The 23657-nt window shown below is 62.7% G+C and carries 22 protein-coding genes; 16 read left to right on the top strand and 6 right to left on the bottom strand.

The window, feature by feature from the left end:
• Window positions 1–24: 24 nt before the first annotated feature.
• A complete protein-coding gene (locus GQA94_RS10145; RefSeq protein ID WP_158187901.1) occupies window positions 25–1086 on the top strand; it encodes an SDR family oxidoreductase in 1062 nt (353 codons plus the stop codon).
• Window positions 1087–1328: 242 nt separating this feature from the next.
• Window positions 1329–1805 carry an AAC(3)-I family aminoglycoside N-acetyltransferase gene (locus tag GQA94_RS10140; RefSeq protein ID WP_158187900.1) on the top strand — a complete coding sequence of 159 codons (477 nt, stop codon included), beginning with the start codon at window positions 1329–1331 and terminating at the stop codon, window positions 1803–1805.
• Window positions 1806–1892: 87 nt separating this feature from the next.
• Here GQA94_RS10140 and GQA94_RS10135 read toward each other — a convergent pair whose 3' ends face one another.
• Window positions 1893–2630, bottom strand: a complete 738-nt coding sequence (locus tag GQA94_RS10135; RefSeq protein ID WP_158187899.1) for a GntR family transcriptional regulator — start codon at window positions 2628–2630, stop codon at window positions 1893–1895.
• A 207-nt stretch (window positions 2631–2837) separates the two neighbouring features.
• On the opposite strand from GQA94_RS10135, the gene GQA94_RS10130 reads away from it, so the two are divergent.
• Genes GQA94_RS10130 through GQA94_RS10120 form a run of 3 tightly spaced genes read left to right on the top strand, consistent with a single transcriptional unit; the run spans window position 2838 to window position 6976 of the window.
• Window positions 2838–3671, top strand: a complete 834-nt coding sequence (locus tag GQA94_RS10130; protein WP_158187898.1) for an amidohydrolase family protein — start codon at window positions 2838–2840, stop codon at window positions 3669–3671.
• 31 nt (window positions 3672–3702) lie between these two features.
• Window positions 3703–5004: an SLC13 family permease gene (locus GQA94_RS10125; protein WP_158187897.1), complete on the top strand. Its 1302-nt coding sequence runs from the start codon at window positions 3703–3705 to the stop codon at window positions 5002–5004.
• A 58-nt stretch (window positions 5005–5062) separates the two neighbouring features.
• Window positions 5063–6976 (top strand): methyl-accepting chemotaxis protein, encoded by a 1914-nt coding sequence (locus tag GQA94_RS10120; RefSeq protein ID WP_158187896.1) that lies wholly within the window; start codon window positions 5063–5065, stop codon window positions 6974–6976.
• A gap of 260 nt (window positions 6977–7236) precedes the next feature.
• On the opposite strand, the gene GQA94_RS23535 is transcribed toward GQA94_RS10120, so the two are convergent.
• The 3 genes from GQA94_RS23535 to GQA94_RS10115 form a co-directional block, all read right to left on the bottom strand.
• Complete coding sequence (locus GQA94_RS23535; protein WP_256371963.1) at window positions 7237–7362, bottom strand: hypothetical protein; 126 nt, start codon at window positions 7360–7362, stop codon at window positions 7237–7239.
• A gap of 139 nt (window positions 7363–7501) precedes the next feature.
• Entirely contained in the window at window positions 7502–7651 is a 150-nt protein-coding gene (locus tag GQA94_RS23250; protein ID WP_199270124.1) for a hypothetical protein, read from the bottom strand.
• Between the two features lie 260 nt (window positions 7652–7911).
• Window positions 7912–8763, bottom strand: coding sequence for a CAP domain-containing protein (locus tag GQA94_RS10115; protein ID WP_158187895.1), 852 nt, complete (start codon window positions 8761–8763; stop codon window positions 7912–7914).
• Window positions 8764–8945: 182 nt separating this feature from the next.
• On the opposite strand from GQA94_RS10115, the gene GQA94_RS10110 reads away from it, so the two are divergent.
• From GQA94_RS10110 to GQA94_RS10065, 10 genes are all read left to right on the top strand, one after another.
• On the top strand, window positions 8946–9647 hold the full coding sequence (locus GQA94_RS10110) for a response regulator transcription factor (protein ID WP_158187894.1): 702 nt from the start codon (window positions 8946–8948) through the stop codon (window positions 9645–9647).
• On the top strand, window positions 9647–10978 hold the full coding sequence (locus GQA94_RS10105) for a sensor histidine kinase (RefSeq protein WP_158187893.1): 1332 nt from the start codon (window positions 9647–9649) through the stop codon (window positions 10976–10978). The genes GQA94_RS10110 and GQA94_RS10105 overlap by 1 nt, the downstream gene beginning before the upstream one ends.
• A gap of 195 nt (window positions 10979–11173) precedes the next feature.
• Window positions 11174–13264 carry a TonB-dependent receptor domain-containing protein gene (locus tag GQA94_RS10100; protein WP_158187892.1) on the top strand — a complete coding sequence of 697 codons (2091 nt, stop codon included), beginning with the start codon at window positions 11174–11176 and terminating at the stop codon, window positions 13262–13264.
• A gap of 214 nt (window positions 13265–13478) precedes the next feature.
• Window positions 13479–14777: a class I SAM-dependent methyltransferase gene (locus GQA94_RS10095; RefSeq protein WP_158187891.1), complete on the top strand. Its 1299-nt coding sequence runs from the start codon at window positions 13479–13481 to the stop codon at window positions 14775–14777.
• Between the two features lie 58 nt (window positions 14778–14835).
• Window positions 14836–15123: a DUF3649 domain-containing protein gene (locus GQA94_RS10090; RefSeq protein ID WP_158187890.1), complete on the top strand. Its 288-nt coding sequence runs from the start codon at window positions 14836–14838 to the stop codon at window positions 15121–15123.
• Window positions 15120–16739, top strand: coding sequence for a PepSY-associated TM helix domain-containing protein (locus GQA94_RS10085; protein ID WP_158187889.1), 1620 nt, complete (start codon window positions 15120–15122; stop codon window positions 16737–16739). Before GQA94_RS10090 ends, GQA94_RS10085 begins: the two co-directional genes overlap by 4 nt.
• Window positions 16736–17071 (top strand): DUF3325 domain-containing protein, encoded by a 336-nt coding sequence (locus GQA94_RS10080; protein WP_158187888.1) that lies wholly within the window; start codon window positions 16736–16738, stop codon window positions 17069–17071. Before GQA94_RS10085 ends, GQA94_RS10080 begins: the two co-directional genes overlap by 4 nt.
• Before the next feature lie 101 nt (window positions 17072–17172).
• Entirely contained in the window at window positions 17173–19173 is a 2001-nt protein-coding gene (locus GQA94_RS10075) for a peptidase U32 family protein (RefSeq protein ID WP_158187887.1), read from the top strand.
• Window positions 19174–19329: 156 nt separating this feature from the next.
• Window positions 19330–20109 carry a transporter substrate-binding domain-containing protein gene (locus GQA94_RS10070; RefSeq protein ID WP_158187886.1) on the top strand — a complete coding sequence of 260 codons (780 nt, stop codon included), beginning with the start codon at window positions 19330–19332 and terminating at the stop codon, window positions 20107–20109.
• 220 nt (window positions 20110–20329) lie between these two features.
• Window positions 20330–20743 carry a septal ring lytic transglycosylase RlpA family protein gene (locus tag GQA94_RS10065; protein ID WP_158187885.1) on the top strand — a complete coding sequence of 138 codons (414 nt, stop codon included), beginning with the start codon at window positions 20330–20332 and terminating at the stop codon, window positions 20741–20743.
• Between the two features lie 25 nt (window positions 20744–20768).
• Here the strand turns inward: GQA94_RS10065 and GQA94_RS10060 are convergent, their stop codons facing one another.
• Together GQA94_RS10060 and GQA94_RS10055 are read right to left on the bottom strand one after the other, a co-directional pair.
• Entirely contained in the window at window positions 20769–21962 is a 1194-nt protein-coding gene (locus tag GQA94_RS10060) for a sugar transporter (protein ID WP_158187884.1), read from the bottom strand.
• A 325-nt stretch (window positions 21963–22287) separates the two neighbouring features.
• Window positions 22288–22725, bottom strand: coding sequence for a hypothetical protein (locus GQA94_RS10055; protein WP_158187883.1), 438 nt, complete (start codon window positions 22723–22725; stop codon window positions 22288–22290).
• 278 nt (window positions 22726–23003) lie between these two features.
• On the opposite strand from GQA94_RS10055, the gene GQA94_RS10050 reads away from it, so the two are divergent.
• Window positions 23004–23597 (top strand): hypothetical protein, encoded by a 594-nt coding sequence (locus GQA94_RS10050; RefSeq protein WP_158187882.1) that lies wholly within the window; start codon window positions 23004–23006, stop codon window positions 23595–23597.
• The last annotated feature ends 60 nt before the right edge of the window (window positions 23598–23657 follow it).

The following is a 23657-nucleotide window of genomic DNA, read 5'->3' as shown; positions in this document are numbered from 1 at the left end:
GTTTCGTTTTTTGAGGGTCTGAACATGACAAATCAAGCACTGGTGGTCGGCGCCAGCGGCATTGTCGGCACGGCGGTGTCGCGCCTGCTGGTCGAAGACGGCTGGGCGGTTGCCGGACTCGCGCGGCGACCCAGTACCCAAGCGGGTGTCACGCCGGTCAGCGCCGATTTGCTGGATCCGACAGCGTTGGCGTCCAGCTTGAGCGCGCTCGCGCCGACTCACGTCTTCCTGACGACCTGGGCCCGGCAAGCCACCGAAGCGGAGAATATCCGCGTCAACGCACAGATGATCCGCAACCTGCTCGAAGCCGTCCGGCCCTCCGGCTCGGTGCGTCATGTGGCATTGGTCACCGGGCTCAAGCACTACCTTGGCCCGTTCGAAGCCTACGGCAAGGGCTCGCTGCCACAAACCCCCTTTCGCGAAGAACAGGGGCGGCTGGACGTCGAGAACTTCTACTACGCCCAGGAAGACGAGGTGTTCGCGGCAGCGGATCGAGACGGCTTCACCTGGAGCGTTCACCGCCCCCACACCGTCACCGGTGTCGCCGTCGGCAACGCGATGAACATGGCGACCACGCTGGCCGTCTACGCGTCGGTCTGTCGGTTTACCGGCCGACCGTTCCGCTTCCCGGGTTCGGCGGTCCAGTGGAACAGCCTCACCGACATGACCGACGCCGATCAGCTTGCCAAGCACCTGCGGTGGGCCTCGACGACCCCGGCGGCAGCCAATCAGGCCTTCAACATCGTCAATGGCGACGTGTTCCGCTGGAAGTGGATGTGGGAGCGCATTGCGCAGTGGTTCGGCATCGAAGCGGCCCCGTTCGATGGCCAACCCGCTCCGCTGGAGCAGCAGATGGCGGGCGACGGCGATGTCTGGAAAGAGATGGCGAAGCAGTTCAGCCTGGCCGAGCCGGACATCGACATGCTCATCTCGCCATGGCACACCGATGCGGACCTGGGTCGACCAATCGAGGTGGTAACGGACATGTCGAAAAGCCGCAAGCTCGGTTTCCTGGACTACCAGGCGAGTGACGAGGCCTTCTATAACGTCTTCTCCCGGTTGCGGGCGAGTAAGCTCATCCCCTGAGTCGAGGCGCACGGGCGAAGGATCGCCTGCGCCCACCTGCCCAGATGGGGCGCACCACGCGCTTGTCATCCGTCGCAGGCCCTCGGCAGTGGCAAGACCTCGCGGGCTTTGCGCCCTCGCGATCCCTCTCTGCACGACTCGAGGACGGTTTCGAGCGGGCGAAACGAATCTGTTCTATTAGTCAGGGACCCGGCTGACGCCGGCTACCCAACCTGAACCGCAGGCGACATAGGACGGCCGACATGACCCGACAGATCAACGTCCGCGCACTCCGACCAGACGACGTTCCGCATATGCGGGACATGCTCGGCATGTTCGGCCACGCTTTCCAAGACCTTCCCACCTATACCGACGACCAGCCCTCGACGCCTTATCTGGCAGACCTGCTGTCGAGCGATACCTTCGTTGCATTGGCCGCATTCGACGGCGGCCAGCTCGTCGGTGGGCTGGCTGCCTACGTACTGCGAAAATTCGAGCGACCGCGGCGTGAGGTCTATATCTACGATCTGGCAGTCGCCGAATCCCACCGGCGTCGCGGCATCGCCACGGCGTTGATCCGGGGGTTACAACGCTGGGGGCGGGAGGCAGGCGCCTATGTCATCTTCGTTCAGGCCGACTACGGCGACGAGCCGGCGGTCGCGCTTTACACCAAACTGGGCAGACGAGAGGACGTCATGCACTTCGACATCAGCATCGACCTTCAGCCGAGCCCCGCCTGATGCGCTCGCCGCGTGGCGTCCCGACGCACAGCATTGCCGTTCTCACGCAACAGCCGTCGCGTGCGCCGACGCCAGCGCGCCAGATGATCAGCAGATATCGATCTGATACCGGAACCCCTCTGCCGCCGCGCGGGACAAGCGGTATTCCAGAGGGGACCGGTCATAGCCCAGGGCCGTGCGCTCGATGGTCACCACCGGTGCGCCCTCTTTGATCGACAGCGTGCTGGCCATGGCGCTGTCGGCAGCCCCGACCGTGAGCGTTTCCTTGGCGGAGGCGATGCACTGGCCGCACTGCTTTTCATAGAACGGATAAAGCAGTTCGCCAAAACGTTCGACATCGATCTCGAGTAACGCGCCAAAGCGCGCGGCCGGCAGCCAGATATCCTCGTGGAACAAGGTACGGCCTTCGACCATCCGCAAGCGCTGCATATGGATGACCTGCTCGCCATCGGTCAACTCCAGCGCGGTCGTCACCGTTTGCGTGGGCGTCTGCAATGTCCTGGAGAGGATGCGGCTGGTGGGTATCTCACGCCCGCCGCTGGCATTCACCTGGCGAAAGAACCGCGCCAGCGATGCGTCGAAGTTCGGCCGACGGACGAAGGTGCCACGCCCCTGGCTGCGCAGCAGCAACCCTTCGTTGACCAGGGTATCCACGGCCTTGCGCACCGTTCCGATGGCCACGCCATAGTGGCGCGTCAGTTCCGCTTCGGTCGGAATAGGCGCGCCGGGCGTCCATTCGCCCGAGGCGATCCTGGCCAGCATTTCTTCACGTAGGCGCTGATAGAGCGGCAGGCGCTCGTCATATCCAAGTGTCGGGGCGGTCATCGTTCATCGGTCCCATTGTCAAGGCAGGCGCACTTTACCACTGACGCGTCGATTGACAGGCATCCACCCATGGATATATGGTCATCTATTCATATATATGACTACATGTCAGCACAAAAGTGGCAGTGAGCCTTGGCTTGCGCCGACGACCTGAGCCGCCCGCGGACAGGCGTCGCCACGACAACAATCGACCAGGGTTATCTGCCTATGACCGGCCTTCATCCAATCGCCCTCACGGGCGTGGACACGCATGCACACATTTTTCGCCAGGACCTGCCGATGGTTGCCAACCGTCGCTACAGCCCCCATTACGATGCGCTGGTCGAGCAGTACCTGGCGCATCTCGACCGCCATCGCCTGTCTCATGGCGTGCTGATCCAGCCGAGCTTCCTGGGGACCGACAATCAGTTCATGCTCGATGCGCTACGTCGCTATCCGAAGCGTCTGCGCGCCGTGGCGGTGGTCAATGCGAAGGTCAGCGAGGCTCATCTGGACGAACTGGCCGAGGCAGGTGTGGTGGGCATCCGCCTGAACCTGATCGGCAAGACGCTGACGGACTACAGCGGCCCCGCCTGGTCCGGGCTGTTCCAGCGGCTGGCAACGCGTGGCTGGCAGGTGGAGATCCAGCGCGGTATAGAGGATGTGGCACAGGTCGTTCCGTCGATCCTCGGATGCGGCGTCCAGGTGGTCATCGACCACTTCGGCCTGCCGACCGGCGGCATCGATGCCAGCAGGCCCAACCACAAGGCATTTCTCGCCCTGCTGGGAGACGAGCGGGTATGGCTCAAGCTGTCGGCCGCCTATCGCAGCCAGTCCGACCTGGCCCAGGCAAGCGTGGTGCTGCAGCAGGTGCGTGAAGCGAGCGGCGGCATCGATCGATTTGTCTGGGGCAGCGACTGGCCCAACACCCAGTTCGAGCAACAGACCGACTACGACCGGCAGTGCGCCTTCCTCCACGCCCTGCTTCCGGATGCGGGCGAGCGCGCCCAGGTGCTGACGGATAACCCGGCGAAGCTGTTCGGCTTCGGCATTTCCCGCTAAACGCTTCATAACAACAACAGGACACTTGCACATGATGAGCATGCTCGTCGTCGCGGCCATCGTCGTCGCCGTCGCCCTTGGTTACAAGACCAAGATCAACATCGGTCTGTTCGCCATCGCGTTCGCCTACCTGATCGGCTGTTTCGGTATGGGCCTGAGCCCGTCCGAGGTGATCAGCCTGTGGCCGCTGAAGATTTTCTTCATCATTTTTTCGGTCTGCCTGTTCTACAGTTTCGCGACGGTCAACGGCACCTTGGAAAAACTTGCCGAACACCTGATCTACCACTGCCGCTCGGTCCCGCAGTTGCTGCCGTTTGCGGTCTTTTTCACCGCCACGGCGATCTCCGCGATGGGCGCTGGCTATTACACCGTGCTGGCATTCATGGCGCCGATCACCCTGCTGCTTTGCGAGCGCACCGGCATGAGCCTCATCGCCGGGGGGATGGCCGTCAACTATGGTGCCTTGAGTGGTGCGAACTTCGTGTCCAGCCAGAGCGGCATCATCTTCCGTGGCCTGATGGTCAACGCGGGCATCCCGGAGAGCGACGCGTTCATCAACGCGGCGGGCATCTTCGTCAGCACCCTGGTAATCCCGTTGCTGGTGATCTCGGTGCTGGTGTTCATGACCGGTCATGGCAAGGCGATGAAAGCCTGCGCCTACGTCGCCACCGAGCCGACGCCGCTGAACCGTGAGCAGAAGCTGACGCTGTGGCTGACGCTGGCGATGATGGCCATCGTGCTGGCGGCACCTATCGCGCATATCGCCCTGCCGGACAATGCGACGGTCAGTTTTATCAACTCGAAGATGGACATCGGCCTGATCGCCAGCCTGTTTTCCGTGATCGCGCTGCTGTTGAAACTGGGCGACGAGCGCAAGGCCATGGCCTCGGTGCCGTGGAGCACGCTGATCATGATCTGCGGGGTGGGCATGCTCATCTCGGTCGCCATCAAGGCTGGCACCATCGACGTCCTGGCTTCGTGGATGGGCAGCAGCCTGCCGCCGCTCATGGTACCGATCGTCTTCGGCATCGTGGCCGCGTTCATGTCGCTGTTTTCCAGCACGCTGGGGGTGGTCACGCCGGCGTTGTTCCCGATGGTGCCGCCCATTGCATCCGCGCTGGGACTCGATCCGATGATCCTGTTCGTAGCCATCGTCGTCGGCGCGCAGGCGACCTCGATCTCGCCATTCTCGTCGGGTGGCAGCCTGATCCTGGGATCGTGCCCGACCGAACAGAGCCGCACCTCGCTGTTCCCGCAATTGCTGTTCCGAGCCGCCCCGCTGGGCTTCGTCGCAGCGCTGCTGTTCAACGGGCTGCTGACGTTCGTTTATTGAGTCGACGCCAAGGCCCGGTGCCAGCCACCGGGCCTACTTGTGGTCAGGAGAACACTGGATGAAGAACTGGTTTGCCGATATCAGCATGACCAAGAAACTGGCGATCGGCTTCGGCTCGGTGCTGATGCTCACAGCCGCACTGGCCGCCTACGGCTGGATCAGCCTGGGGAGCGTGACGCATCGCAGCGCCCTGATCGCGCAGATCGCATCACTGAACGAGTCGCTGGCCGGGCTGAGGGTGGCGCGCCTGCAATACATGCTCGACAACGGCGACGCCAAGTCGGCCGAGGCCGTGACCGAGGCCCTGGAACGATTTTCGACGCAGCTCGAGGCGGTCTCGTCGCATTTCGCCGATCCCGAAAACAGGGCACTGCTGCGCCGTCAAGCCGAGCATATCCAGGGCTACCGCGCCGCGTTGGCGAAGATGCGTAGCGCCTATGCCGCCGGCAACGCCGCGCGCGCGGACATGGGGCAGTACGCCGCGCTCGCCAGCGAACCCATCGATGCCATGAGCAAGGCAGTCGAGCGTCTGCCGGACAACCGCTATGCCGGTCTACAGGCGACCTCGGACCTTCGCATGCAATGGCAGCTGGTGCGCTACCAGATGCGCGGCTACAACTCGACACCTACCGCCGACGTCGCCGCCAGGGTCGAACAACAGATCGAGCAGGCCCGGCAATCGGCTGCGCGCTTGAGGGCAGTGCTGGGAGAAGATTTTGCCGCTCAGGTGGCTGTCACCGAGCAGGCGCTCGACGGGTATCTGGTGGCACTCAGAGCGGTCGTGGCGCAAACCGAGGCGATCACGGCCGCGCGCCAGGAAATGGCGAGCCAGACCGCCGAGATCTACCGTCTCGGCATGGCGCTGACCCAGGCCCAGGACGCCAGGCGTGACGAGGAAACCGCCCAGGCCCGTATGACGCAGATCATAGTGACAATCCTGGCCCTGCTTATCGGCTCGATGGCCGCCTGGCTGATCACGCGCCAGATCACCCGGCCGTTGGCAGAAACGCTTGCGGTCGTCAGAAATATCGCGGCGGGCGACCTGACCGACCAGCGCTGCATCGAACGCCAGGATGAGATCGGTGCGTTGCAGCAGGGTGTGATGAGCATGGCGGCCACGTTGCGCACGCTCATCAGCGGCATACGCGACAGCGTTACGCAGATGGCCAGCGCGGCCGAGCAATTGTCCGCGGTTACCGAGCAGACCAGCATTGGCATGAACGGCCAGCGAGCCGAGACCGATCAGGTCGCAACGGCGATGCATGAAATGTCCGCCACGGTGCAGGAAGTGGCGCGCAACGCCGAGCAGGCCTCGCAGGCCGCCACTGACGCGGACCGGGAAGCGCGCGCGGGCGACGCGGTCGTCTGCGAGGCGGTCGCTCAGATCGAGCGGCTTTCGCAGGAAATGCTCCGCTCGACCGAAGCGATGGCCAGGCTGGAATCGGAAAGCAATCGAATCGGCAGCGTCATGGACGTGATCAAGACGGTGGCCGAACAGACCAACTTGCTGGCCCTCAATGCAGCTATCGAGGCTGCGCGTGCCGGCGAAGCGGGCCGCGGGTTTGCCGTCGTAGCCGACGAAGTACGAGGCCTGGCTCGGCGCACCCAGAAATCGACCGAAGAAATCGAGCAGCTGGTCGCCGGGCTGCAACACGGCACGCAGCAGGTCGCCGTCGCGATGCAGACCAGCCACAACCTGACCGAAAGCAGCGTTGAACTCACGCGCAAGGCCGGGCTGGCGCTTAACGACATCACGGCCAAGGTCTCCAATATCCAAGCGATGAACCAGCAGATCGCCGCCGCCGCCGAAGAGCAAGGCGTCGTCGCCGAGGAGATCAGTCGCAGCGTGGTCAATGTGCGCGACATCTCCGAGCAGACCGCGACGGCCAGCGACGAGACCGCCGCATCGAGCACCGAACTGGCTCGCCTCGGCAACGAGCTGCAAGCGATGGTCAGCCGCTTCCGCGTCTGAACGAACGGGCGTAGACGAAGGCGCACCGCTCACCACCGGGTAAGCGAGCGCGCCACCGCTCAGAGGCCGAAGATCGGCGCCCGGTACGCCGCCACAAACAAAGACACCGACGCCTGGGTAGGATCGGTCTGGGGGCCGAGCGTTCCTGTTTTATCGCTACCGCTGCGAAGCCCCCGCACCGCGTTGGCACTGCAGGACGACCCGCATCGAAGCACCGACAGCGAGCCCGATCGTTGGACAGGCCAACCGGGCCGCGTTATCTACGACTTCATCATCACCAGAACGAACCCCACCACGATCCCGGCCAGGGCGATCATCCAGCCGACCCGATGGGCACGGTTCTTCTCTGCCTGACGCACAGGGTCCACGGGCTTGTTCTTTCTCACAATCGGCTGCCTCGCTAAAACGGATCACGCACTGGGCTGACGTTGGACCGCACCCGTGCAATGCGCGCCTTTTTAGGCCGTGAGGGTTGGATTGTCCAGCGACTCGCGTGCTTTTCGCCGCGAATCGCTTGGCATGCCACTAGCCGAGCGGGCTTTCGCCCGGATTCGGTTCATCGTTCGGCTTGGTGCCCTCTTCCGACTCGGTGCCCTCGCCCGGCTCGGGTGCGTCGCCGCCGTCGTCCTCGGGCGTTGTCAAGCCTTCGTCGATCAGATCGTTTGGGTCGGTCATGCCAGCGGTCCTCGTCACAGGTGGATAAGTCAGACCAGAGCGGCCTGTCCATTTGAACATGCCAACGCCACGATTGTTCGGCCCACACCCATGCCTGTGTTTTTTTCGCCGCCGCTCAGCCTCGGCTGAACACACTCGTTCCGCCCTGCAGCGAGGACCAGCGCGCCGACACGACAGTTGCCGATGCTCACGCTGGCCACTTGCCAGCGACCTCCACCCCGCGCAGGGATAGCGTCAGGAACACCTGATCTGATCGCCAATCAGTGCCCGCCAAACATCGCCGTCCAGTAAATGCCGGCATCGCTTCTTGGATCGCTGGCATAGGCGGCGCCGAACTCGGTGAATCGTGGGTTCATCACATTCGCGCATTGCCCCGGGCTGGCCAGCCAGCCTTCGGCTATCAGGCGCGGCCTGTCCAGCGCGGCCGCAATATTCTGGCCGATCGGCCCACCGGGATAACCGGCCAGCTCCGCCCGGTCGCCCGGCGTGCGGCCGTCGCGGTCGAGGTGGCCAAATACGTTGCCGTTGGCCATGGCCCGGCTGTGTTCTTCAGCGACCGTGGCGAGCGTCGTATTCCAGCTCAGCGCAGCCGCCGCGGCGTACGGTTTGCCGCCGCAGTGACGCGGCTGTTCGCGGAGGCGATTGACGTGCGCGAGCAACTGTTGCCCTTCGGCCTGCCAGTCCTTCAGGTGTCCGCCCAGCAGTGGTCGCGCCAAAACCACCCGCCAATCGCGGCCCTCGCGGCTTACGCCGATATCGACATACTGCGGGTCGAGCACGACCCGGCAGAAGCTTTCACGCAGCGCCTGCATGGCCGCTCGAGCGTCGCGCGGGCCGGACAGGCTGATGGCTTGCACGCTGGCCATCGGATAACCGGCACGGGCCAACGAGCCTTGCAGATCACCGGCACCGGTCGCTGGCAACAACAGCCGTGAGTCGTGAGAAAGCGGTGTCAGTTCCTCGCTCGGCCGACTTTCGCAACGCTGGACTTCGCTGCGATAGACGTTGATCGACGCGATCAGTTGGGCCTCCTCCGCGCCGCTTGCGGCGACGACAGGGCGACCGCCGCCAAGCACCGCGATCAGAAGCAGAAAACAGCGAAACAGGTGCATGAACGCCTCCAGCAAAACGGGTAGCCAAGGCGTTGACGATGCACGCGAGCGCTGTTCAAGTCGAGCCTGCTGGGAGAAACACGCGCGATATGGCAGGCGTTTCGTCGCTTCAGCTCGCTGGACACGTGTTGTTTCAATGCACCGGTAACTTATAATCGTTCTTATTTGCACCGGAACTTCGCATGGCATCTTCCGCAGCCCGACAGATCCTGGCGATCGAGGACGATCCGATTCTGGGTACTCATCTGAAGACCTCGCTGGAAAGCCGCGGCTTTCAGGTAACCCTCGCCAGCGACGGGCTGAGCGGCCTGGCGCTGGCTCGCGACTCGGCTTACGACCTGATCCTGCTGGATGTGATGCTGCCCGAACTCAGCGGTATGGAGTTGCTGATGCGGCTGCGGAGCCAACGCCGTACACCGGTACTGATGATGTCCGCGCTGGGTAACGAGGCGCATCGCATCCAGGGTTTCGACAGCGGCGCGGACGACTACCTGCCCAAGCCGTTCAGCCTTGAGGAATTGCAGGTCCGCATCGCAGCCATCCTGCGGCGCGTCGCGTACGAGCGCAGCGTTCAGCCGGCCTCCAATGATGAGGCGCTACGCTTCGACGACCAGCGCAGCGATGTCCGCCACGAGGGTCGCTGGGTCGGCCTGACGGCCACCGAATATCGGCTGATCAAAGTGCTCCACGAGGCCGCTGGCGAGGTCCTGAGCAAGCCATTCCTGTACCAACAGGCGTTACGCCGCGGGTACTCGCAGCATGACCGCAGCCTGGACATGCATATCAGCAATATCCGTCGCAAACTGGCGCGCGAACAGGTGACGACGCTGCGTCTGGAGTCGGTGTGGGGCAAGGGCTACGTACTGGATCTGCAGGCCAGCTGATGCCCAACCGTCATTCGCTGTTCTGGCGCCTGGTGGTGCTGGTCGCAGGCTTCTGTCTGGCAATGATCTGGGTCAGCGGCTACGTGGGGCAAAAGGTGGCCTACCACAGCTCATTCCTGTCCCCACACGCCCTGAAAACCTTGGAAGGCTACGCTGAGCGGGCTTATAACGCGGCCCTCAACGGGCCAGCCGCCGTGGATCGCTGGATCACCGCGTTGCAGCAGGACGAGCCCGGGCTGGCGCTGGTCGTGGATCGTCACCATCAGTCGCTTGGCGGGCGTGAATTGAATGAGCGGGAGCGCGGCTTACTGCGCTTCGCCCGGCCATACGATAGCCCCATGAGCCGGCGCGCCGGGCCGCATCCAATGATCGCCATCCCCTTCAACGAAAGCGGCGACCAGCTGGTCATGCAACTGCCCGAACGCCTCAGCCCTTGGCATAACCACGCCCTGTTGGTCGCCGCTACCGTATATCTGCCCCCCGTGGTGCTGTCGGTCCTGTTCGGCTGGCTGCTCTACCGGCTCCTCATTTCACCCCTCGATCATCTGCGCCGCCAAGCCAACACAGTGCGCGGAAACCGTCTGAGTTCACTGCTGCCCCTCGCGCTAACCCGCCGCAACGACGAATTGGGGGAGCTTGGCCGCTCGCTCGAATACCTGACCCGGCGCTTGCACGACTCGATCCGCCAGCAGCAACAGCTATTGCGCGACCTGTCCCACGAGTTGCGCACGCCCCTGAGCCGACTTCGGGTCGCCTGCGAAAGCGATCTGCCTCAGGCGATATTGCGCGAGCGTGTGGAGCGAGAGGTCACCGGCATGCAGCGTCTGGTCGACGGCACGCTGGAGCTGGCCTGGCTCGACAGCGAGCAGCCACAGCTCGCGCGCGAAGCTGTCGATGTCGAGTCCCTTTGGAACCTGATCTGCGAGGACGCCTGCTTCGAATCCGGATGGCCGAGAACCCGCCTTCACAGCGACATTCCAAAAGACTGCCAGGTTTTCGGCAACCTCAACGCCCTGGCCCAGGCGATGGAGAACGTCCTGCGCAACGCCATCCGCCACTCTCCAGCCGACGGCACAGTACGCCTGACTGCCCGCCGCGAAGATGCCCACTGGCGTTTGAGCATCGACGACCAGGGCCCCGGCGTACGGCCGGATCAGCTCGACATGATGTTCCGCCCGTTCTCTCGCCTGAGCGCCTCCCGGCCGGGTGGCGATGGCTTCGGCCTGGGTCTCGCCATCGCACGCGGCATGATGGTGCTTCAGGGAGGTCGCATCTGGGCGGAAAACCTCCACCCGGGCCTACGCGTAAATTTTGTCCTGCAAGATGTATAGATTGTAAATGCGCTTTACTCTCATTTGAGAATGACTAGCATTCGTTTGCCTGCGCAACACACAAACGACACGTTGCGCGGCTGACGCACGCTTAGTTATCCATTCCCACAGCTTAGCCCTGCCGATAGTCCAGGCATGGAAGGCGTGCCCAGCAATGACGGGGCGGGGAATATTCGAAGGATCAGAGATAAAGACATGCCAAACGTCAAAAGCCCGCTCATCGCAACGCCACGCCCCACGTTTCAGAAAACCCTCATCGCCGCCACGCTGGCCTCATTGGCATACTCAGCCTCAGCGCAGGAACGTTTGGAACTGGGTTCGGTTGTCGTTTCTGCATCGGGTTTCGAACAGAACATCAAGGATGCTCCGGCTACCATCTCTGTCATTACCGCGGAAGAATTGAAGAAGCGCTCCTACACGGATATCACCGATGCGCTGAAGAACGTTGCCGGTGTGCAGATTTCCGGCGGTGGCGTCGAGCAATCGATCATGGTCCGTGGCATGACCTCGGCCTACACCCTGTTCTTGATCGACGGCCGCCCGGCTCAGGGCAACGATGCCTTTTCCGAGAGGGGATCACAGGCTGGTACGCCGATCAACTTCCTGCCTCCGCTCGAATCGATTGAGCGAATCGAGGTCATTCGTGGCCCGGCGTCCGCTCTCTATGGCTCCGATGCCATGGGTGGCGTGATCAACATCATTACCAAGAAAGTGTCCAACGAGCTGAGCGGCAGCATCACGGCCGAATACACCACGCCAGGCAGCGGCAACAAGCTCAACGAAGATACCGTCCAGACCAGCGCTTACCTGAACGTACCGCTGATCGAGGACGTTCTGGGCCTGCAGCTGACCGGCGCTTTGCACAATCAAGACGAAAGCAACTTCGTCGGTGGAGGCGACAGCGCGGCCACCGATCCCAAATATGAAAAGCGAAATGCCGGCGCGAAGCTCTCCTGGAATCTGAACGACCAGAATGCGCTGACAATCGGGCACACCTACACCAAGCAGGAGCGCTGGCATAACCCGGGCAGAAGTCTCGCCGAGCAAACCGAGGCAGGCGTTGCCATAGAGCCTACCTACAGCGAGTCGATCAAGCGTAACTACTTCATTGATCACGAAGGCAACTACGACAACCTCCTCCTGAAGTCATACATCAACTACGACCACTCGGAAAACCCGACCACCGCAAACGCCGAGACCGGCAAAGGCATCGATTACGAGGTCATCACGGCCAATACCCAGGCAACCTACTTCCTCGGTGCTCACGCCATCACGGGCGGACTGACCCACAAATACGAGAATCTGGAGCACAACTCCAATGGCCTGCGAGAGCCGGTCGTTGCAGACGCCAACGCCACTGTCGAGATGAATCGCTATCAGAACTCCATCTTCCTCGAAGACAACTGGAATCTGACCGACGATTTCATTCTGACCCTGAGTGGACGCTACGACGACAACCAGGCCTTCGGCGGCCAGTTCAGTCCTAAGGTCTATGGCGTCTACCACCTGAACGACCAGTTCACCATCAAGGGCGGCGTCACCACTGGCTACAAGGCGCCGGACCTACGCTCCAGCGCCACCGATTTCGGCTCCACGTCCATGGGCGGCGTGATCATCGGCAACCCCGATCTCACTCCGGAAACCAGCGTGAACCGCGAGATCGGCATCGCCTACGAAGACCAGGAACTGGGCCTGCTCACCACCCTGACGGCCTACGTGATCGATTACGAGGACAAGATCAACCGTACCGGCCGCGTCTGCCTGCAGAACGAGCCCTGTACTTACAACGGCACGGAATACCCTGCTCACCCGTTCGGCTACACCGCTTATGAGAACGTCGACGAGGCGGAACTGCGCGGCATCGAGTGGACCTTCGACTACGGCATTCTCGATAACCTCTCCTACCGCCACAGCTACACCTATACCGAAACCGAGCAGAAATCCGGCGACTTCAAAGGCGAGCCACTCAACGACATCGCCAAGCACATGTTCAACGCCTCGCTGGATTGGCAAGCCACCGACCGGATCAATGCCTGGACTCAATACAACTACCGCGGCAAGACATCCGGCCGCTGGCAGACCGGCACCAGCGGCTCCAGTACCAACGGCATTCGCTATCCGGCCTATAGCTTCGTGGACGTCGGCGTGGCGTTCAGAGCGACGGACGACCTGAGTCTGAAAGCGGGCGTCTACAACATCGGCAACAAGGAAGTCTCCACAGACGGTGATTACGCCTACAACCTGGACGGCCGACGCTTCATTTTCTCCGTCACCCAAGCGTTCTAATTCATCAGTGAGTGACGCTCCCTGGCGATCCGTTGTTTCGCCAGGGAGCGTACGAGATTGTGCACGCCGAGATCGTAGGGCCGAGCACATTGGCCCTACGGCTCAGATCCGACAAGACAGGTTCCGCCTAACCCGCAGCGAAACCGAACCAAACACCCAGCGTCTGCAATGCAAACGGACCGGCTCCGACCGGACGCGCCAGAGGTCAAGCACCATGAGCAGCAATGATGGCTACGTGACGGATGTGGCCTACCCGCCGCACTTTCACAGGGAGATCCAGCCTGTCTGGCTGACCAGTCTGGTCACGTTTCTAGGGTCGGCGGCGCCCGACATTTCCAGGCCCTATTCCTACTGTGAACTGGGCTGCGGTATGGGCATCAACCTGCTCATCGCCGCAATGACGAACCCGCAAGGTCAGTTCGTTGGGGTGGATATCAACGAGAAAGCGCTGAACATCGCGCGCTCGGCCGCGGATTCGATGGACATCAAGAACATCCATTTCGTCCAGGCCGACTTCACCCACTTCGCTCAGCACAACCACCTGTTCTTCGATTTCATCGCCACCCATGGCGCCTGGTCCTGGATCGCGCCAAGCCAGCAGCAAGGCATCCTGCAGTTGGTCGCGAAGTCGTTGAAACCCAAAGGCGTGTTCTATCTGCACTACATGTGTCACCCAGGCGCGACGCAAATGGTTCCAGTGCAGAAGCTGCTCAATGACCTGGCGCGACAATTACCAGGCGCGTCTGAGCAGAAGCTTCAAGCCGCACTGGATTTCGTCTGTGAGCTGGACGCTGCCGGCACCTTTGTGGACCAGCCCAACCTGAGCGAAAAAATTCGGTCACTCAAGCACAAGCCAGCCTCGTATCTCGCCCATGACTTTCTGACCGACCATTGGACACCGCAGCATTCGACCGATGTTCACCAACGGGTGGCACAGGCCGGCGTCTCTTATCTGGGCAGTGCCAGCGCCTTCGACAATCTGGACGGCCTGTCCGTACCGGGTGCCGTCCAGCCGCACCTGGCAAGGCTGACCTCACCGGCGCTAAGAGAAACGGTCAAGGATCTGGCCAGAAACCAGCACCAGCGCAGCGACCTGTTTCAGCGTGCTCCGGTGCGCCTGAATTCACAGGATCTTCTGCGTCAGATCGATGCCCTTCGGTTTCAGCTCCTACCCGAAGCTCCGCGGTCAGGCGCGCTGTCCTTCCAAACGCCGATAGGCGAAATACAAGGCCCAGGTGAGATCTTCTCGCCTCTGCTGGAAAAGCTGACCGAGCGCCCCGCCACGTTCGCCGAGCTAAGGCAACTACCCGCCTTCACCCAAGCGCTCGCGACGTTATCCCAAGCACTGCAGATGCTGATGTGGCAAGGCTATATCCATCCCCAGCGTCCGGATGACCTCAACTGCGGTGAGCAAGTCAACAAGCTGAAGGCCTGGATCAAACGGAACCAGCTGAAATTGAAAGTTGTGGAGGATTGCGGAACAGCCATTCACCACCCCACAGGCAACGCATGATCGCGACGGCGCCGCACAGCGGAGCGCTCCACGTCCCGTTCATGAAGAGAACGCACCGATGAAAGCCCCGTTACAACCTTGGCCGGTCATATCGCGAACCCTCGCGGCCGTGCTCGGCGGCTACGTGTTCACCTACTGTTGCACGGCGGCGATGGCACGCCTGCTTCCCTTCGCTAAATCGGATGCAGTGGTCGTCGCGACGCTGGCAGCTTTCATCCTATATACAGCGGCCATTCTCTGGGCCTTCGGCTGCCGCAGCGCATGGCGTGCATGGGCGGGGCTGGCGTTGGCTGCGCCCATGGCGGTCATCGGCTTCTGGCCACAGTTGCTGGAGGCGTTGCGATGAAGCACAGCCTGACACAATCGATGTCCTGGCTACATACCTGGTGTGGCCTGCTCCTCGGCTGGGTGCTGTTCGCCATCTTTCTCACCGGGACCCTGGCGGTGTTCGACAAGGAAATCACCTGGTGGATGCAACCGGAGCTGGTAGATCGGGCGCAATCACCGGCGGCGGCTGCTAACGTCGCCCAACAGTGGTTGATGGCGCACCACAGCGATGAATCGAACTGGGCCATCAGCCTGCCGACCGAGCGCTCACCGGATCTCAGCGTCAGCGTGGGCGAGCGCCGCCGCGGCGCCGAACGTACGCAACTGGACGCAATTTCCGGCGAGACCGTCGAAGCACGGGAAACCATCGGCGGCAATTTCTTCTTCCATTTCCACTACACGCTGCACATGCCGCGGCTGCTCGGTATCTGGGTGGTCGGGTTCGCGGCGATGGCGATGCTGGTGGCGCTGATCAGCGGCATCATCATCCACAAGAAGATTTTCAAGGAGTTCTTCACCTTCCGCCCGGCCAAGGGGCAGCGCTCCTGGCTCGACGGCCATAACGCCAGTGCCGTCCTGCTCCTGCCGTTCCACCTGATGATCACCTACACCGGTCTGGTGATCTTCTTCCTGATCTACATGCCGGCCGCGGTCGATGCCCTGTATGACGGCGATCGCCAGGCCTATTTCCGCGAGGCGCAGCCGGCCCGTGCCGCCGAGCAAAGCCAACCCGAGCAGCAAGGGCAAGCTGCGCGCGGTGAGCAACCCGGTCGCGGTGAACAGGCACCACGTGGCGAGGGGCGCAGCAAATCGGGCGCGGCACCGGTAGCGCCTCTGCTTCCGCTAGGCGAGATCGTCCGCCGTGCCGAGGAATATTATGGCGCAGGCATGATTGGCGGCTTGGCCGTCAGTAATCCAGGCAGAGCCAACGCTGAAGTCACCGCGCGACCGGTACTGGGCAATCGCATCGAGCTGACCAAGGGCGAAGGCATGGTTTTCAATGGCGTGACCGGTGAGCTGATCAAGGCGCCGGAGCCGTCGCGCGCCAGCCAGCTGACTCAACGGGTGATGGCCGGTCTGCACTTCGCGCAGTTCGGTGGCTATCCGATGCGCTGGCTGTATTTCATCTGCGGCATGGTCAGTTGCGGCATGATCGCCACCGGGCTTGTGCTGTACACCGTCAAGCAACGCAAGCAAACCAAGGCTAACCAGTCCTTCCTCCGGTTCGTGGAAAGCATCAACGTGGCGACAGTGGCCGGCCTTTCGCTGGCCTGCATCTCGCTGCTGTGGAGCAACCGGCTGTTACCGGCAGAACTGGCCAGCCGGCAAGACTGGGAGCTGCGGCTGTTCTTCGGTATCTGGGCCTTGAGCTGGGTTCATGGTTGGGTCCGTAAGCCGATTCAGGCCTGGCGTGAACAGTTATTCGCCGCCGCGGTGTTGGCGCTCGGCCTGCCTCTGCTGGACCTGGTGTCCGGTCACCTGTCGCTGGATAGCCTGCGCTTGTCTCTTGTCGTCAGTGTGCTGGTGATGGGCCTGTTGCTGGCCTGGACAGCCTGGAAAATCCCAGCAGTTGTTGATGCCCGAAAAGCGCGTTCAGCCCCTCTCAACCGTCCAGTTTCGGGAACCTCGTCATGAACGGTTCCGTATTGCTCGCCAGCGTCGTGCTGGCATATGCCGGCATGCTGGGTTTCTGTCTTGGGAAAGAGCGCCACTGGAAACAGTTGGTCAGTCCGCGCGTGCCGGCTCGGCTCCGTCGCCTCTGCGTTCCAGCCGGGAGTGTCCTGCTCGGCCTCGCCGTGTATGTGGCAGGGCATGTCTGGCCCAGCGGCATGGCAGTGGTTGCCTGGTTCGGCCTGATCTCACTCACCGGCTTCGCCCTGCTCTTGTTGATCCCCTACGCCCCTCGCCTGGCCACGGGGCTGCCCGCGGTGGGTGGGATCGTCTGGGCGGTCTGCGCGCTGGTTTGATCGGTACGAGGGCGCGCTGTACCACATGCCCGGCGGGCAGTCCCAAACCGGCCGCAAGCCATTACAATGCGCGACTCTCGATTCGCAGCCGGTCCGCGCTCATGTCCCTACCCCAGCACCACCTCGAACTGCTCAGCCCCGCGCGGGATGTGACCATTGCCAAGGAAGCCATCCTGCATGGCGCCGATGCGGTGTATATCGGCGGGCCGAGTTTCGGTGCGCGGCACAATGCCGAGAACAGCATCGCGGACATTGCCGGGCTGGTGACATTTGCCCATCTGTTTCATGCGCGGGTGTTCGTCACCATCAACACCATCCTTCATGATGACGAGCTGGAAGCGGCGCGCGCGCTGATCTGGCAGTTGTACGAGATCGGGGTCGATGCGCTGATCGTGCAGGACATGGGCGTGATGGAAATGGACATCCCGCCGATCGAGCTGCACGCCAGCACCCAGACCGATATCCGCACCCTGGAGCGCGCCCGCTTCCTGGCCCGGGCTGGCTTCTCGCAACTGGTGCTGGCGCGCGAACTGAACCTGCAGGAAATCCGTGCGATTGCAGATGAAGTGGATTCAGCCATCGAGTTCTTCATTCATGGCGCGCTATGCGTGGCGTTCTCCGGCCAATGCAATATCTCGCATGCGCAGACCGGACGCAGTGCCAACCGTGGCGACTGCTCGCAGGCGTGCCGCCTGCCCTATACGCTCAAAGATGACCAGGGCCGCGTCGTCGCCTTCGACAAACACCTGCTGTCGATGAAGGACAACAACCAGAGCGCCAACCTGCGCGCATTGGTCGATGCTGGCGTGCGTTCGTTCAAGATCGAAGGCCGCTACAAGGATGTGAGCTACGTGAAGAACATCACCGCTTACTACCGCCAGCGCCTCGACGAGATTCTCGAAGACCGCACCGATCTGGCCCGCGCCTCCAGTGGCCGCACCGCGCATTTCTTCGTGCCGGACCCGGACAAGACATTCCACCGAGGCAGCACCGACTATTTCGTCAGCGACCGCAAGATCGACATTGGCGCTTTCGATTCACCGACCTTTACCGGCCTGGCCGTGGGCGAAGTGCTCAAGGCAGGCAAGCACGACCTGACCGTCCAGACGCGCGAACCGCTGTCCAATGGCGACGGTTTGAACGTGCTGATCAAGCGCGAAGTGGTGGGCTTTCGCGCCAGTGTGGTCGAGCCGCTGCAACAGTTCGAAGAGGACGGCCAATCGTTCTGGCAATACCGCGTCGAGCCCAACGAGATGCCCGCCGCCCTGCGCCAGTTGCGACCGAACCATCCGCTGAACCGCAACCTGGACCACAACTGGCAGAACGCGCTGCTCAAGACCTCCGCCGAACGCCGCGTTGGCGTGCGTTGGCTTGCAAAATTGCGCGCCGATGAGCTGGAGCTGCACGTCACCAGCGAAGAAGGCGCTTATGCCACGGTTTCGCTGGCCGGCCCGTTTGGCGAAGCGAAAAAGCCCGAGCAGGTGCCTGGACAGATCGCCGATCTGCTGAGCCAGTTGGGCACCACGATCTACCACGCCGAAGAAGTCGAGGTGAACGCACCCCAGGCCTTCTTCATCCCCAATTCGCAGCTCAAGGCCCTGCGCCGCGAAGCCATCGAGGCGCTCACCGAAGCCCGCGAAGCCATCCGCCCGCTAGGCAGCCGCAAGGCCGTCAGCGTGCCGCCGCCGGTGTACCCGGAGTCGCATCTGTCCTTCCTCGCCAACGTCTACAACCACAAGGCGCGTGCCTTCTACCAGCGCTACGGTGTGGAGCTGATCGACGCGGCCTACGAGGCCCACGAGGAAACCGGCGAAGTGCCGGTGATGATCACCAAGCATTGCCTGCGGTTCTCCTTCAACCTGTGCCCGAAGCAGGCCAAGGGCGTCACCGGCGTTCGCACCAAGGTCGCGCCCATGCAACTGGTTCACGGCGACGAAGTGCTCACCTTGAAGTTCGATTGCAAGCCCTGCGAGATGCACGTGATCGGCAAGATCAAGGGCAACATCCTCAACCTGCCCCAGCCGGGCAGCGCCAGCAGCGTGGTTGGCCACATCACGCCGGACGACCTGCTGAAAACCATCCGCCACAAACCGCACGCCTGAGTTCGTGCTGCCAGTTCGCGTTGCAGGGCCGTAGTGATCGGCCGCTGTCTCTTGCGAGCCGAGGCCAGGGTCCGGTAGGTTCGAGCCTGCCGGCCAGTGTGGCGGGCCAGAACAATAACCGCGGCCTCTCCGGGCACGCCCTTGCAAGGAACAACCATGAGATTTCTGATTGCGGCCGGCGTCTTGCTGGCCAGCGGCGCGAGTTTCGCCGCGCCTGCTGATTCACTGCTCGACGCTGTCCAGCAGCGCGGAAGCCTGAAGGTATGCACCACCGGCGACTACAAGCCCTACACCTTCCTGCGCGAGGACAAGCAATACGAAGGGATCGACATTGCGCTCGCCGAGTCGCTGGCCAAGAGCCTCGGTGTCACGGTCGAATGGGTGCCGACGACCTGGAAGACCCTGATGCCGGATTTTCTCGCCGGCCATTGCGACATGGGCGTGGGCGGTATTTCCATCTCCCTGGAGCGCCAGAAAAAGGCTTTCTTCAGTGACCCGATCACCGTGGATGGCAAGATTCCCTTCGTGCGCTGCGACGATACCGATAAATATCAGACCATCGAGCAGCTCAACCAACCCTCGGTTCGCCTGATCGAACCACCGGGTGGCACCAACGAGGCATTCGTTCATCGCGAACTGCCCAAGGCGCAACTGGAACTGTTCCATGACAACACGGTGATTTTCAAATCCGTTGCCGAAAACAAGGCCGACGTGATGATTACCGATGCCTCCGAGGCGCTGTACCAGCAACGCAACTACCCGACCCTGTGCGCGGTGAACCCCGACAAGCCGCTGCAATACAGCGAAAAGGCCTTCCTGCTGCCTCGCGACGACAGCGCCTTCAAGGCCTACGTCGACCAGTGGTTGCATCTGTCGAAGGCGACCGGCGAGTACCAGCGTATCGCCGATACCTGGCTGGCCAAACCCGACGAGTGAGGAGTCGGACAGGATCGCCGCATTGCGCCGGCGATTCTGACCTTGGCGCCGACCATCAGGCGCGGCCAGCGCTTTTTCGGCGCCCTGCGAACCTCGCAAGGCACGTGCGGCTTACGCACAGCGATGCGCTGAACTTCGAGCGAAACGGTTGTCTGCTGTTCAGCGCCGATCGCAAGCACAGCGGGTCGGGCGAAACACCCACGCAAAACAAGGACCGAACATGCTCAAAGGATCAGCTCGCTGGATCGTCACGCTGGCAATCGTCGCCGCAATCGCCGGATGCGCGACGCCGCCCCCGAGGGAGCCGACACCCAGCCCGGCGCCACCCCCTGCGGCAAGCGAGCAGATCGGCTCGGGCAAGGCCTCGTATTACGGCAGCCAGCACCACAACAAGCTGACCGCCAACGGAGAACGCTTCGATCAGCGTGCGCTGACGGCCGCGCACCGCAGCCTGCCGTTCGGCACGAAAGTCCGCGTGATCAATACCCGCAACGGCAAGAGCGTGGTGGTACGCATCAACGACCGCGGGCCTTTCGTGCGGGGCCGCATCATCGATCTGTCGAAAGCGGCCTTCGAAGAGATTGCCAGCGCGCGCTCAGGCGTCATCCGCGTGCGCCTCGAAAAGGTCGACTGAATCGGCTGCCCGGGCGCCGCGGTGATCAACCGCGAAGCGCGACGCTGCCTGTCGGGCTGGCGAAACGACAGGTTGCAAAGCCGCACAGCGCAACGCCACTCACGGCCAGCAACCCGGCGACAATGCCGACGTCGCTCAACCCCAGATGGCGGGTGACCAGGCTGCCCAGCAACGCGCCGCCGCCGATTCCGATGTTGTAGATACCCGAGAACATGGCCATGGCGACATCGGTCGCATCGGACGCAAGGTCGAGCACCTTCGACTGGGACGCCAGACTGAAGCACATGCCTGCAACCCCCCAGACCACCACCAGCGCCCCGAGCATGGACGGATCGCTTGCCGCCGGTAGCAATAGCAACAAGCACGCCGCCAAGGTCGAGATCGCGCCGATCATGAACCCCCGTGGATAGCGGCCGCTGTACCGGCTGAAAAGGAACGAGCCGATAACGCCAGCACCGCCGAACAACAACAGCACGGCGGTCGTCAGGTTGCCGCTCAGGTGGGCAATGGTCTGCGCGAAGGGTTCGATATAGGTGTATGCGGTGAACTGCGCCGTGATCACCAGGGCCGTCAAACCATAGGCTGCGACCAGCGCGGGTCGCTTGAACAGCACCGGCAGGCTGCGCAGCGAGCCGGAGTTCTGGCTTGGCAACAACGGCAGCGTCCGCGCCAGGCCGAGCGCCGCCAGTGCCGCGACCCCGCCAATCGAGAGGAAGGTGGTGCGCCAGCCCAGCGCCTCTCCCACCACCCGGCCCAGCGGAATCCCCAGCACCATGGCCAGCGCACTGCCGGTGGCCAGCAAGCCCAGCGCCTGCGCCTGTTTGCCTCGCGGCGCCACGCGCACCGCCAGCGAGGCGGTGATCGACCAGAACACCGCATGCGCCAGTGCGATGCCGATGCGGCTGACCATCAGCATGCCGAAGCTCGACGCCATGCTCGAGATCAGATGGCTGCCAATGAAGACGACGAAGACCGCAATCAGCAAGGTTCGCCGCTCGATGTTGCGGGTCAACAGCATCATCGGCAGCGACATCAGCGCCACGACCCAGGCATACAGGGTCAGCATCAGGCCAACCTGAGAAGGCGGCATGTCGAATGAATGCCCGATGTCGCTGAGCAGCGCAATCGGGACAAACTCCGTGGTATTGAAAATAAAGGCCGCCAGGGCCAGCGCAACGACGCTGAGCCAGCGCCCGTCGCCGGGGTTCGATTCGTTCATGAGGGCGAGTTCTGGATGCGGTCCACTCGACACCACGGCGCACCAGCGACGGCACGCCCAGCGAGGCGAGTGTGGGTACAGGAAACGACGGTCGCTGCGTTATCGCCACAACGCGCCCGGCACGCGCCGGGTGTAGCGTGGATGGCAGCGGAGCTGTCCGGGATACGAAGCAGGAACGTCTGAGCGGCGCGGATTCTACGCCCGCGCGGTGACGATGTCAGGCGGCGAAAACGATCAGCGACGAGTGGCCGCAACCGCCTCGCAGACCCCGGCACCGACTGCTGCCGGCGCCGAGGATCGGCCCTCGATAGGGTAACGAAGGCGGTTACTTGGCGAAGTACGCCTGCGCACGCTCGGCTTCATCGACGGTCGGCTTGTAGCTGATCCACTGATCCTCCTCGTTCTTCTTGTAGCGCACGACACCTTGCGCCACATCGAACTCGTAGAACGGATAGACCTCACGCAGGTTGTAGAAGGCAGCAGGTGCGAAGAACAGGATGTCGGCGACCAGGTAACCACTGTTGAACTTGAGCGGTATCAGTCCGTACATGGGGTCCAGGCCGTCCTGCGTCGCACGGAAGCGGTACTGGCCGAAGCTGGTGGCCTTGTATGTTTTGCTGATCGGTTTTTTCAACATCAGCGGCGCATCGTCGTTGATCTTGATCGACAGGCTCGGATCGCTGGAACGCAGCGACGTGGTGGCGGTACAGGCGCTCAGCAGCGCGGCGATAAACGGCAGTACCAGAAGTTGCTTGGCGTTCATTGTCATTCCCTTGCAGACGGTTGGCGTAGATGGCGCTGGGACGGCGCCTGCAACGGGCGCCGATGCCATCCTTGGCGGATGCGACTATAAGCCAGGCGGTCACCTATGGCCACGCGCCATTATCCGTTTCTTCGGTTTTCTGACCTGCGTCACGAACAGGTCAGGGAACCATCACCCGCGCACCCCGCCCAATCCTCAGGACGGCACGCATTCGTCGTGCCCGTTTGGAATGAGCGCCTACCACCGAAGCCATCTGTGCACATAACCAAGGTGAATTCATGCCCCAGATTCTCATTGCAGCCTTCGACCGCTACGCCGAGGCGGAGCAGGTCAAAGCCGAACTCCTGAGCGAGGGCGTACCCAGCGATGCCATTCAGGTGTCCGCGTCCCTCAATCCGAAGACCGTCGACAGCAGCCGGGTGGAAGTGATTGGCGAAGAGCCGGACGATGACGCCACGGTAGCCGAGAAGCTCGGCAGCTTTTTCAACACCATATTCGGCGACGATTCAAGCAAGCACGCCGGCCGCTATCCGGAAGCGGCCCGCCGCGGCTCGACGGTGGTGACGGTCACCCTGGACGACCAGGCCCAGGTGCCGATGGTCCAGCAACTGATGGAGCGAAACGGCGCCATCGATCTCGACGAACGCAGCGCGGCCTGGGGTGACGACGCGACACCCGTTACCGCCAGTACCGAGACCCTTACCACGGGCTACCCCGACGCGACCTCGATCAGCGTCGATGAACGCGAGCTCAGTGCAATGGCGACGCCGGATCGGGGCGCCGACGACGGCTCTATTCCGGGCCGAGCCGAGAACGAAAAGGCCGCACGGCGCGACAACACCGCAGGACGGGTGCGGATCATTCCGCGCTGAAGCCGGAGGGCGGCCGCTACAACGCCGCCCTCGCGCCCATGCAAACCGAGCGTCGCGTGG

This window comes from Stutzerimonas stutzeri, assembly GCF_009789555.1.
GTDB classification, from domain to species: Bacteria; Pseudomonadota; Gammaproteobacteria; order Pseudomonadales; family Pseudomonadaceae; genus Stutzerimonas; species Stutzerimonas stutzeri_R.
This window is presented reverse-complemented; position numbering and strand designations above follow the sequence as displayed.